This is a genomic window from Arenibaculum sp. (assembly GCF_035998295.1).
Classification (GTDB): domain Bacteria; phylum Pseudomonadota; class Alphaproteobacteria; order Azospirillales; family Azospirillaceae; genus DASYHS01.
On sequence record NZ_DASYHS010000223.1, the window covers coordinates 1 to 10,692 of the forward strand.

11 protein-coding genes and 1 pseudogene are annotated in these 10,692 nt (G+C 69.9%); 4 read left to right on the top strand and 8 right to left on the bottom strand.

Annotation, left to right across the window (positions count from 1 at the left end):
- The 8 genes and pseudogenes from VGO20_RS21350 to fliF all read right to left on the bottom strand — a co-directional run.
- Positions 1 to 213 (bottom strand): annotated as a pseudogene (locus VGO20_RS21350) (LLM class flavin-dependent oxidoreductase); the annotation flags it as partial.
- A gap of 264 nt (positions 214 to 477) precedes the next feature.
- A complete protein-coding gene (locus tag VGO20_RS21355; RefSeq protein ID WP_327504403.1) occupies positions 478 to 2,370 on the bottom strand; it encodes a family 16 glycosylhydrolase in 1,893 nt (630 codons plus the stop codon).
- A gap of 130 nt (positions 2,371 to 2,500) precedes the next feature.
- Positions 2,501 to 3,187: a hypothetical protein gene (locus VGO20_RS21360; RefSeq protein ID WP_327504404.1), complete on the bottom strand. Its 687-nt coding sequence runs from the start codon at positions 3,185 to 3,187 to the stop codon at positions 2,501 to 2,503.
- Between the two features lie 12 nt (positions 3,188 to 3,199).
- The gene (locus VGO20_RS21365) at positions 3,200 to 4,228 is read right to left on the bottom strand and encodes a flagellar motor switch protein FliG (protein WP_327504405.1); all 1,029 of its coding nucleotides are present in this window, start codon (positions 4,226 to 4,228) and stop codon (positions 3,200 to 3,202) included.
- A gap of 13 nt (positions 4,229 to 4,241) precedes the next feature.
- Positions 4,242 to 5,033 carry a flagellar type III secretion system pore protein FliP gene (fliP, locus tag VGO20_RS21370; protein ID WP_327504406.1) on the bottom strand — a complete coding sequence of 264 codons (792 nt, stop codon included), beginning with the start codon at positions 5,031 to 5,033 and terminating at the stop codon, positions 4,242 to 4,244.
- Positions 5,034 to 5,040: 7 nt separating this feature from the next.
- Positions 5,041 to 5,352, bottom strand: a complete 312-nt coding sequence (gene fliN / locus VGO20_RS21375) for a flagellar motor switch protein FliN (RefSeq protein ID WP_327504407.1) — start codon at positions 5,350 to 5,352, stop codon at positions 5,041 to 5,043.
- Positions 5,339 to 6,079: a FliH/SctL family protein gene (locus VGO20_RS21380; RefSeq protein ID WP_327504408.1), complete on the bottom strand. Its 741-nt coding sequence runs from the start codon at positions 6,077 to 6,079 to the stop codon at positions 5,339 to 5,341. Before VGO20_RS21380 ends, fliN begins: the two co-directional genes overlap by 14 nt.
- The gene (gene fliF / locus VGO20_RS21385; RefSeq protein ID WP_327504409.1) at positions 6,076 to 7,761 is read right to left on the bottom strand and encodes a flagellar basal-body MS-ring/collar protein FliF; all 1,686 of its coding nucleotides are present in this window, start codon (positions 7,759 to 7,761) and stop codon (positions 6,076 to 6,078) included. The genes VGO20_RS21380 and fliF overlap by 4 nt, the downstream gene beginning before the upstream one ends.
- Before the next feature lie 180 nt (positions 7,762 to 7,941).
- On the opposite strand from fliF, the gene VGO20_RS21390 reads away from it, so the two are divergent.
- The 4 genes from VGO20_RS21390 to VGO20_RS21405 are packed head-to-tail and all read left to right on the top strand — an operon-like array spanning position 7,942 to position 10,689.
- Positions 7,942 to 8,463 carry a flagellar basal body-associated FliL family protein gene (locus VGO20_RS21390; protein ID WP_327504410.1) on the top strand — a complete coding sequence of 174 codons (522 nt, stop codon included), beginning with the start codon at positions 7,942 to 7,944 and terminating at the stop codon, positions 8,461 to 8,463.
- Between the two features lie 8 nt (positions 8,464 to 8,471).
- Positions 8,472 to 9,524, top strand: a complete 1,053-nt coding sequence (gene fliM, locus VGO20_RS21395; RefSeq protein ID WP_327504411.1) for a flagellar motor switch protein FliM — start codon at positions 8,472 to 8,474, stop codon at positions 9,522 to 9,524.
- Positions 9,505 to 10,038 (top strand): DUF6468 domain-containing protein, encoded by a 534-nt coding sequence (locus VGO20_RS21400; protein WP_327504412.1) that lies wholly within the window; start codon positions 9,505 to 9,507, stop codon positions 10,036 to 10,038. Before fliM ends, VGO20_RS21400 begins: the two co-directional genes overlap by 20 nt.
- A 3-nt stretch (positions 10,039 to 10,041) precedes the next feature.
- On the top strand, positions 10,042 to 10,689 hold the full coding sequence (locus VGO20_RS21405; RefSeq protein ID WP_327504413.1) for a MotE family protein: 648 nt from the start codon (positions 10,042 to 10,044) through the stop codon (positions 10,687 to 10,689).
- Positions 10,690 to 10,692 lie beyond the last annotated feature (3 nt).

Below are 10,692 nucleotides of genomic sequence, written 5' to 3' on the forward strand. Positions count from 1 at the left end.
GTTCAGGAAGTGCGGGACCGACTTCTCGTGGATGTACAGCCCGTCGGCGATGAACACGAAGTCGATGCCGGCGGCTTCGGCCTTGCGCGCCTTTTCGACGTAGTAGCCGAAGTTGATGCTGGCGTCGGCAGGCACGCTGGGATGCTTCCAGGCGTTCATGTTGGTGCCCGCACCCTGCACCATGATGCCGAAATTGATGCGCCGCCTCTCCATATGAAGAACTCCTTTATCTAAAATCCAATTAAAATCATAATCGGATATGGACTTTCTTTATGCAGACAACAGCATTGGTCTGCCGTCGCATTTTTGGCCATTTCTTTACGTCTGGTCTACCTGAAGATTCTTATAGGCGCGCATGAAATGTACGCACCCTTCCCTCTGGCCGTCCAAGACAAGACGGACACCGAATTCTATCGTAGGAGACTTGGCGATGCGGGCCGCATCGGGCGGGCGTCTTCCCGCCCGCCCCGACCGCGTTCAGGCCCAGACCACGTCGTCCGGGGCGAGCGAGGAGACGCCCTCGATCACGAAGGTTTCCAGGCTGTCCTGATGGAACACCGTCCATGCGTCGCCATTGCCGGCGAGGCGGGCGCCGGGACCGTAGCCCTCGATGCGGATGGTGTCGCCCGGAAGTTCGCCGTTGCCCTGGAAGTCGGCGATCAGGTCGCCATGGGCATCGCCCTTGCGCAGGATGAAGACGTCGTCGCCGCGCCCGCCGGTCATCCTGTCGCTGCCGCCGCCGCCGATGATGATGTCGTTGCCGGTGTTGCCGACGATCACGTTGTCGAGCGCGTTGCCGGTGGCGACCGTCCCGACCGTGTTGTAGATGCCGAGGTTCTCGACGTTCGCCGGCATCACGTACCGCTTGAGGAACACGTTGACGAGGTCGCGGCCCTCGCCCTCGAACTCGATCACCTTGTCGCTGCCGCTGTCGACGACATAGGTGTCGCCGCCGCCGCCGCCGGCCATCTGGTCCTCGCCGCCCCGGCCGATCAGCTTGTCGTTGCCGTCGCCGCCCTGCAGCGTCTCGCTTGCCCCGGTGCCCTTGACGTAGATTTCGGGCGTCCCGGTGGCGGCCCAGTCCCCCGGCGCGGGCCGGGCCGGCACCAGCGGCACGCTGTCGAGGAACACGAACTGCTCCGGACTGAAATCGGCGACCTGCCTGTCCTTGAACAGCAGTGCCTGTTCCCGGTCGAGGCGAAGCACGACGTCGCCGCCATCCTGCGTCATCCAGGCCTTCACGTCGGCGAAATGCGTGAAATAGAAGCCTTCGAGCCGGACCTTGTCCCCGCTCCCGAAGTCGAGGATCACGTCGTCGCCGTCCCCCCGCCTCACGACGAACAGGTCGACGCCCGCGTCGCCGAACAGCGTGTCGTCGCCGGCGCCACCGTCGAGCTGGTTGTATTTGGCGTCGCTGCCGGCGATGAAGTTGTCGAGGTCGTTGCCCTGGGCGTAGCGCGACCATTCGCCGGTCAGGCGGAGCTTCGTCTCCCCCTCGCCGAGCCCGTCCCGGAACGCGTAGGTGACCCGCGCCCCCTCGTCCGACAGCACCTGGAACGACGACGCGGCGACCGGCCCCCAGTCCGCCGGCATGCCCGGCCCGTCGTGCTCCGCCTTATGCTGGTAGGCGCGGATGTAGTCGATCTTCATCTCGGCCGGGAAACCGGTCGTGGCGTCCGGCGCCCCCGCCCAGTAGCCGCCGACCGCCAGATTGGCGATCAGGTACATGGGCTGGTCGAAGACGTAGTTGGGCGCCTCGCCGACCTTCACCCCGTCGTAGTACCAAGCGACCCGGTCCTGCCGCCACTCGAACCCATAGGTGTGGAAGCCGTCGGAGCTGTCGAACGGCACCGTGACGTCGACCGCATGGTCGACCGCCTTGGTCCCGGTGTCCGTCGTGTAGTGCGCCGTCCCGTAGAGGCGGCTGGGTTCCTGGCCGAGGATCTCGACCACGTCGTATTCCGGCGGCCACTCGCCGTCGGCGGTCAGCATCCAGAAGGCCGGCCACAGCCCCTGCCCGGCCGGCATCTGGGCCCGGATTTCGAAATAGCCGTACTGCATGGAGAAGGAGTTCTCCGACCCGATCATGCCCGACGTGTAGTCGAGATCGCCGATGAGCGGTTTGATCTCCGGGTCCGCCGGGCGCGCCGTGATCGTCAGGACGCCGTCGGCGACGGAGAACGGGTCCAGCCCCAGCCCCTCGTAGGCGGGATCGACGTAGAACTGCTGCTCGCCGTTTCCGGGCAGGGTGCGCGATCCCCAGTAGCCCGTGGTGTTCCAGGTGCCGGACGTCCCGTCGAACAGGGACAGGGCGTCGAATTCGTCGCTGAAGACGATGTCGTAGCGCGAGAGGTCGATCTGCGAGGACATGGGTCCGCTTCCGGAGTGCGCGGGATTGCGCCGAGGGGCGGACGGACGCCGACCGTCGCCGCCCCGGAAGCAAGTGTGGCGAAAATGGGTTAAAATAGTGACTTCGGAACGGCAAAGCCGCGCCTTCGGGTTAATCCGAAATGCGTCCCGAAGCGGCCAGGGCACGCTCTATCCGGCCGATTTCCGCCCAGAACTCGGCGAAGATCCGGGCGCGGACGGCGCCGCCGGCCGCTGCGTCCTGCGCCGGGGCGGCATCGGGATGGCAGCGGCGGGCGAAGGCGATCTTGATCGTGAACAGCAGGTCGGAGACGGCGGCGCGCTGCTCCGGACCGAGCCGGCGCAGCCCCGGCGGCAGCGAGGCCACCCCGTTCTCCGCCCCGTCCCCGGCCTGGGCCGCCGGGACGGGCAGGTCCCGGTCGCCGACGGCGGAGGAAGGCCGGCTGGCGGCGGGCATCTCGGAATAGGCTCGGCCGCCGACGGTCTCCCTCAAGGTCGCCGCGAGGTCGAAGTGACGGTCCACGGCCGCGCGGACGGCCGCGTCCATCCCGACGAAGCGGGCCGCCATGCGCCCGGCGGCTTCCACGCGCACGACCGCCGCGGCCGCGCGGAACTCGTGCCTCCGGCCGCCGGCCAGCAGGCTCATGCCCGCCTCGAAGCCGTCGCCCGGCGCGCCGCCGCCCTCCCAGCCCGCCACCAGGAAGCCGTGCCGGCTCCAGTTCACCAGCGGGAACACCCCGCCGCCGATCACGGCGACGCCCGCCTCGACCGCCTCCCGGAAGTCCAGGCGCTTGTCGAGGAAGCCCCGCCCGCCCGCCATCGGCCGGCCCCCTCAGTAGACGACCGCGTCGGCCTCGTCGGCCTGCGGGATCACGATGATGCCGTCGTCGGCCAACGACTTGGCCGTCAGCACGATCTCGGCCTGCGCCTCGTGGACGTCGCGCATCCGCACCGGCCCCATGTTCTCGATCTCGTCCTCCATGATCAGGCGGCCGCGGTCCGACATCACCGACAGGAACCGCTCGCGATGCGGCGCGTCGGCCCCCTTGAGGGCGGCGGCGAGCTGGGCCGGGTCGCTGCGCCGGATCACGGTCTGCAGCGAGACGGGGTCGAGGCGCATCAGGTCCTCGAAGGTGAACATCAGCTGCTTGATGCGCTGGGCCGAGTCCGGCAGCTCGCGATCGAGGTCGGTGAAGAGATCGGTCAGCGTATCGCGGTCGACGCGGTTGAAGATGTCCGCCATCCGCTCGTGGGCATCGTGCCCGTGCGTGCGGGCGTAGTTGGTCATGAACTCGCTGTGCAGGGTCGATTCCAGGTCGAGCAGCACTTCGCGCTGCACGGATTCGAGCTGGATCATGCGCTCGACGACCTCGAAGCGCAGCCCCGGCTGCAGCATCGGCAGCACCTTGGCCGCGTGCTCCGGGCGGATCTTGGACAGGACCACGGCGATGGTCTGGGGGTATTCGGTCTTGAGATAGTTGGCCAGCACGCCCTCGTTGACGTTGGACATCTTCTCCCACATCGTCCGGCCGGCGGGGCCGCGGATCTCGCCCATGATCTCGCCGACGCGGTCCACGGGCAGGAAGCGCGACAGCATGCGCTCGGTGCTCTCGTAGGTGCCCATCACCGAGCCGGCGTTCGCGAAGCGCTCGGTGAAGGCACGCAGCAGCGCCTCGACCAGGTTCGACGTGACGGTGCCGAGCGCCGCCATCGAGCGGCTGACCATCCGGATCTCGTCCTCGTCCAGGCGCTCCATCAGGCGCGATCCCTTCTCCTCCCCGAGGGTCAGGAACACGATCGCGACCTTCTCGGCGCCGCTCAGGCTCTTGTAGTTGTCCCGGATCTTGACGGGGGCACCCATGGGCTCGGTCTCCTCAGGACGAATAGGATCGGATCAGGCTGCCCGCGATCAGGAACCAGCCGTCCGTGAGCACGAAGAAGATGATCTTGAAGGGCAGCGAGATCATGACCGGCGGCAGCATCATCATGCCCATCGCCATCAGGATCGACGCCACCACCATGTCGATGACCAGGAACGGCAGGAACAGCAGGAACCCGATCTCGAAGGCGCGCCGCAGCTCCGACAGCAGGAAGGCCGGTATCAGGACGCGCAGCCCCGCAGGCTCCGCCGCGACCCCTTCGGCAGCGGTTCCTCCGGCCGCCTCGCCCCCGGCCGGCCCGGTGAACGCGGCGAAGGCCGCGAGGTCGCGGTCGCGGACATTGGCGGCCATGAAGCCGCGGAACGGCTCGACGATGCGCTCGATGCCCTGCTCCTGCGTCACCTGCTCGTCCAGCATCGGCTTCAGCCCGTCCCGCCACGCCTCGTCGAAGACGGGCCCCATGATGTGGATCGTGAGGAACAGCGCGAGGCTGATCAGCACCATGTTGGGCGGGGATTGCTGGAGCCCGATGGCGGAGCGCAGCAGCGACAGCACGACGACGATCCGGGTGAAGGACGTCACCATGATCAGCAGCCCGGGCGCGACGCTGAGCACGGTGATCAGGATGATGCCCTGGATGATCCGGCCGGACAGCGATGCCCCCTCCCCGCCGGGATCGAGGCCGAACGCGGAGCCGATGTCGAAGGTCTGCGCGGCCGCCGGACCGGCGCCGAGCGCGAGCCCGGCGAGCGCCAGCCCGAGCGGCGCGACAAGCATGGGATGCATGCGCGCGCTACTCGATGCCCATGTCGGCACGCACGATCTCGGTCAGGGTGACGCCGAGCTTCTGGTCCTCGACGATCACCACCTCGCCGCGTGCGACCAGCCGGTGGTTGACCAGGATCTCCACCGTCTCCCCGACTTTGCGGTCCAGCTCCACCACGGCGCCGCGGCCCAGCTTGAGCAGCTGCGAGACCGGCATCGCGGTGCGGCCGAGCACCACCTGGACATGGACGGGGACGTTGTAGATCGCGGTCAGCGGCTCGGCGTCCTCGCCCTCGGGCCGGGCCTCCTCGACGAACAGGTCGGGGCTAAGCGTGGTCATTGCGGTGTGTCTCCGTGACGATTTCTACTCGGACGGCGTCCAGCGCCCGTTCGGCCAGCGCCGCGATGGCCGCCTCGACCGTGGAAGGGTCGTGCGTCAGGCTGCCGGCGGCCCATTCCGCCCGGATCGCGCCCCGGCCGAGCGCCGGGTCTCCGGTGACGGCGAGCCGTCCCGCGAAGCCGTCGGCGCAGGCGAGCCCGGCGAGATGCGCCTGCAGGGATGCGGCGGCCTCCGGCCTGACGCGGATGTCGAGCACGGGCGACGTCCTCGCGGCGCGCAGCGCTTCGGCCGCGAGGCGCTCCATCGCCGGGCCGGCCCCCAGTGCTGCCAGCCCCGGCGCCATGCGGCGTACCAGGGCGGCCATCACCGCCGCCGCGTCGGCCTCCATGGCGGCCGTCACGCTCTCCATCCGGCGCGCGATCCGGCGCAGGGCCGCCTTCAGGACCGTCAGCGCCGCGGCCGCTTCCGCCTGCGCGCCGGCGGTGGCTGCTGCGATGCCGTCGGCGCGCCCGGCCTCGAACCCGGCGGCGAAGCCCCGTGCCTCCGCCTCGGCCGCCGCGGCGCGCAGCGCGTCGTCGGTATGGACCGGCGGGTCGGGCGGATCGGGGTCCGCCGCCACTACCGGACCCGGCCCTCCCGGAGCGAAGACGGGCGGGCCGGCGGCAGGAAGGCCGGGGGACGCGGCGTCGAAGCGCAGGTCGAAGGCGTAGCGGGGATAGCCCATCACGCCGCCTCCTCATAGAGCCAGGACCGCAGGATGTTGATCGCCTCCTCGGGATACTCCTCGACGATGTCGCCGAGGCGGCGGATCGAGGAGGCGCGGACCCGGCCCTCGACCGCCCGCAGCTCGATGAGCTGGTCCATCGTCTCCTCGATACCGGCGGCCGGCGCCAGCGCCTGCCCGTCGGCCTCGGCGGCGATCGTGGCGGCCGCGGCCTCCCCGGCGGGCGGAGCCAGGGCCGCGACCGGCTGGGCTGCCGCCGGCGGCAGCTCCAGGGCCGCCGCCTCGGCCGGTTCGGGCTTCGGGAACACGCGCTGGATCAGCGGCCGCAGCCCGAGCAGGATCGCCAGGACCGTGACGATCAGCAGGACCACCCACTGGATCAGCGTCATCACGTTGCGCGACAGCGTGTCGAGGATCGTCTGCGCCGCGCCCGCCGGCTCGCCGGCCAGCATCGGGTCGACGAACCGGAGCGTCTCCACGGTCACCGTGTCGCCGCGCGCGCTGTCGAAGCCGACCGCCGAACGCACCAGGTTCGCGAGGCGCTCCAGCTCCTCGGGGCTGCGGTCCTCGTAGACGCGGCTGCCGTCGGCCGCCGTCGTCCAGCTCCCGTTGACCAGCACGGCGACGCTCAGGCGGCGGATGTCGCCGGGCTCGATCACGCTCTCGCGCTGGACGCTGGATATCTCGTAGTTGACGGTCTGCTCCTCGCGCGACGTTTCGGACGAGCGCGCGCTGTCGGTGCGGGCCTCCACCTCGTTCTGCGGCAGGTTCTGCGCGACGGTGGTCGGCGGCTCGGTCTCGGTGTCGGTGCTGCGCTCCTGCTCCTCCACGGTCTGGGTCGAGCGGACCACCTGGCTCTCGGGATCGAAGCTCTGTGTGCGCACGATCTCGCGCTTCGTCTCCAGGTCGGCCGCGACCTGGACGCGGACGTTGCCGGGGCCGAGCCGGGCCGCAAGCATCTGCTCCACCGCGCGGGCGAGGCGCGCCTCCGTCCCGACGCGCAGCCCTTCCGAGCGCACGACCGCCGAGGCCGTCCCGTCGTCCTCGGCCAGCAGCACGTCGCCATTGGCGTCCAGCACGGTGACCGCCGCGGGCTTCAGCCCGGCCACCGCCGCCGACACCAGGTGCCGGATCGCCAGCGCCTGGCGCCGGTCGAGCCCGCCGCCTCGCATGCGCACCACGACCGAGGCGGTCGGGGTCGGCGCTTCGCGGGAGAACGCCTCGCGGTCCGGCAGCACGAGGTGGACGCGCGCCGCCTCGACGCCCGACAGCGTCTCGATGGTCCGGCCAAGCTCGCCCTCCATCGCGCGCAGCCGGTTCATCTTCTGCATGAAACTCGTGATGCCGAGCGGCTTGTCACTGTCGAACAGCTCGTAGCCGACCCCGCCCGCCGACGGCAGCCCCTTCTCCGCCAGCAGCATGCGCACCCGCGCCACGTCCGCCTGCGGGACCTGGACCGAGGTGCCGTCGTGGGCGGCGGACACGGGGACGCCGATCTCCTCGACGGCCTTGACGACCCGCCCGGCCTCCGCGGGATCGAGACCGGAATAGAGCGTCGTCATGTGCGGTCGCGAAAGCAGGAGCGCCATCGCCGCGACCGCGGCGACGATGCCGAGGCCCACCACCGCCAGCGCGGCGACGCGGGCCCGCCCGAGCGTTCGAAGGTTGTCGACCAGACTGCCCACCGCACCCTCGATCTTTAAGGTTTCCGAAAAGCGTCCCCCATACCTTGTCCCGGGGTGACCGAAGAAACTTATCCGGACACCTTTTAACGGGCGTAAAAAACCGGGCCGGACCAAACCGGATCGCAAAGCATCAAGTCAGCGGATCATCCACACCGAAATTTTTCGCCAAGGTTTAGCGAAATGAGCGAACGATTACTGGTAGCGACGAGCCGGGACGGCGGCGGCGACTTCATTTCTCCGAAGATCGCTTCCGCCATGGTCGTCGTTCTGCCGGTCGGCCGCTTGGCCAGGGGGCTGCTCGCCGCCGTCATGGTCCTCGCCGCGGCCGCCGGGGGGTTCCGTCTGGCGGCAGGCCCGGGGGCCCTCGGCGCGCTGCTGCCCGAGCGTGGCGAAGCCCGGGTGGAGACGGCCTTCCTCGACCTGCCGGAAGTGATCGTCAACCTCCATCCCGAGGCCCGCTCGCGCTACCTGAAGATCGCGCTGACGCTGGAGGTCCCGGCCGGGCAGCGCGCCCGCGCGCAGGCGCTCGAGCCCCAGATGATGAACGCCGTGCAGGAGTTCCTGCGCGGCCTCGACGACGAGGACCTGGGCGGCTCGGCCGACCTGTCGCGGCTGCGGGACGAGCTGGCTCGCCGGCTGCGCCTCGTCTCCGGCGATGTCGAGGTCGCCGACGTGCTGCTGCGCAACCTGCTGACACAGTAGAGGCTTGGATGAGCGATCCCACCGACTTCGAGGATGCCGAGCTGGACATGGCCGCCGCCATGGGCATGGGTCAGGCGCCCAAGCAGCTGAACCAGGCGGAGATCGACCGGCTCCTCAACGTGGAGGAACCCGCGGGCGACGGGCGGCCGGCCGCGAGCGCGATCGAGCGCCTGGTCAACTCCACGGCGGTCAACAAGGACCGCCTGCCCATGCTGGACGTGATCTTCGACCGCATGGTCCGGCTGCTGAACACCTCGCTGCGCCAGCTCACCTCCAGCAACGTCGAGGCGTCGCTGGTCCGCGTCGACTGGCTGCGCTTCAGCGACTTCCTGGCCACGGTCGAGCTGCCCGCCCTGATCGGCGTGGCGCGGGCCGAGCAGTGGGACAACCATCTGCTGGTCTCGATGGACAGCTCGCTGATCTACACGATGATGGACGTGCTGCTGGGAGGCCGGCGCTCGCGGCCGGGCCGCGTCGAGGGCCGGGCCTACACCTCGATCGAGCGCAAGCTGACCGAGCGGCTGACCAAGGTGATCCTTCAGGACCTCAGCCAGTCCTTCGACCCGCTCGCCAAGGTCGATTTCAGCTTCGACCGGCTGGAGACGAACCCGCAATTCGCGGCGATCACCCGTGCGACCAACGTCACGATCCGCGCGCGCATCGCGATCGAGGTCGAGCGCCGCGTCGGCCATGCCGAGGTGGTGATCCCCTACGCGACGCTGGAGCCCGTGCGCGCCAAGCTCGTCCAGATGTACATGGGCGAGAAGTTCGGCCGCGACGTGATGTGGGAGACGCATCTGAAGTCGGAGCTGCAGCGCACCCGCATCGACCTCGTCGCCGTCCTGCACCAGATCGAGGCCCCGCTCGGCGAGGTGCTGGCCTGGAAGCCGGGGACGGCGCTGAAGCTGAAGGTGTCGCCCGACGCCCCGACCGTGCTGATGAGCGGCGAGACGCCGCTGTTCGCCGGCCGGATGGGCCAGTGCAACGAGAACGTCGCCGTCAGGATCGAGACGGACCTGGATACCAAGGGAGAGCTGGTGGATGGTCTCCTATCTCATTGACGCGTTCCTCGCGGTCATGCTCGTCACGACGACGGGCTACATGCTCGTGGTCAACCGCCGCCTGAAGACGCTGCGCTCCGGCCAGGCGGAGATGAACGGCCTGATGACGGCCTTCGCCCGCACGGTCGACGAGACCGACGCCTCGGTGAAGCGCCTGGTCGCCGCCGCGACCGAGGTCGCCGGGACGCTCGGCGCCGAGGTCGAGCGCGGCGGGGCCATGAAGGAGGAGGTGGGACTGCTGCTGACCGCGTGCGACCGGACGACCGCGCGCATGGAGGAGTCGCTGAACCACGCGCGCCTGCTGCTGCGCCGCCTGGACGAGACCGCGGCGTCCAGGGCGGGCCGCCGGCCGGCCGAGGCGGCATCTCCCGCGCCCGCCCAGCCCCCCCTGATACACGAGGACGAAGTCCGCTCCGAGCTGCGCGCCGAACCGGCTTTCCGGCCCAAGGACGGCAACGCCGCGCCGGCCAGCGAGTTCTACGCGACCCTGCGCACCGTGACCCAGAAGGCGTAACCGATGCTGCGCGTGATTCCCGTCACCCTGGTCGCCCTGCTGATGGTGCTGCCGTTCAAGCTGACCCCGCTGGTCGAGGCGCTGCCCGCGATCGCCCAGACCCACGACCGGGAGTTCGGCACCCACGACCGACCCTGGGCGGCCGACCTCGCGGCCCCGAAGCCGGGCGGCGGAGAAGACGCCGCGGCCCCGACCGCAGCACCGGCCGCCCTGCCGGCTGCGGAGCTGCCGCCGATCGCCACCTGCACCGACCCGACCGTGCTCGCCGCCGTCGCCGAGCAGGCCGACGAGCTGGCGATGCGCTCGCGCCGCCTGGAGGATGCCGAGGCCATGCTTGGCGCGACCGAGACGCGGGTCGGGGTCCAGATCGCGCGCCTGGCGGAGATCAAGGGCGAGGTCGAGGGCCTGCTGGCCCGGCGCTCGGCGCTGGAGGAGGAGGACGTCCGCCGGATGGTCGCGATCTACGAGGCGATGAAGCCGAAGGACGCCGCGCGGATCTTCAGCGACCTCGAGACGGACATGGTGATCGACGTTCTCGACCGGATGCCGGAACGCCGCTCGGCCCCGATCATCGCCGAGATGAAGGACGAGAAGGCGCGCGAGGTGACCCGCACGATCCTCCAGCGCCGCAGCCTGGCCTCGCGCGAGTGATGC

What these genes read in the sequence shown, in the direction of transcription:
- VGO20_RS21355 (WP_327504403.1), bottom strand. Translation starts at nt 2,370, where the DNA reads ATGTCCTCGCAGATCGACCTCTCGCGCTACGACATCGTCTTCAGCGAC.
- VGO20_RS21360 (WP_327504404.1), bottom strand. Translation starts at nt 3,187, where the DNA reads ATGGCGGGCGGGCGGGGCTTCCTCGACAAGCGCCTGGACTTCCGGGAG.
- VGO20_RS21365 (WP_327504405.1), bottom strand. Translation starts at nt 4,228, where the DNA reads ATGGGTGCCCCCGTCAAGATCCGGGACAACTACAAGAGCCTGAGCGGC.
- fliP (WP_327504406.1), bottom strand. Translation starts at nt 5,033, where the DNA reads ATGCATCCCATGCTTGTCGCGCCGCTCGGGCTGGCGCTCGCCGGGCTC.
- fliN (WP_327504407.1), bottom strand. Translation starts at nt 5,352, where the DNA reads ATGACCACGCTTAGCCCCGACCTGTTCGTCGAGGAGGCCCGGCCCGAG.
- VGO20_RS21390 (WP_327504410.1), top strand. Translation starts at nt 7,942, where the DNA reads ATGAGCGAACGATTACTGGTAGCGACGAGCCGGGACGGCGGCGGCGAC.
- fliM (WP_327504411.1), top strand. Translation starts at nt 8,472, where the DNA reads ATGAGCGATCCCACCGACTTCGAGGATGCCGAGCTGGACATGGCCGCC.
- VGO20_RS21400 (WP_327504412.1), top strand. Translation starts at nt 9,505, where the DNA reads ATGGTCTCCTATCTCATTGACGCGTTCCTCGCGGTCATGCTCGTCACG.
- VGO20_RS21405 (WP_327504413.1), top strand. Translation starts at nt 10,042, where the DNA reads ATGCTGCGCGTGATTCCCGTCACCCTGGTCGCCCTGCTGATGGTGCTG.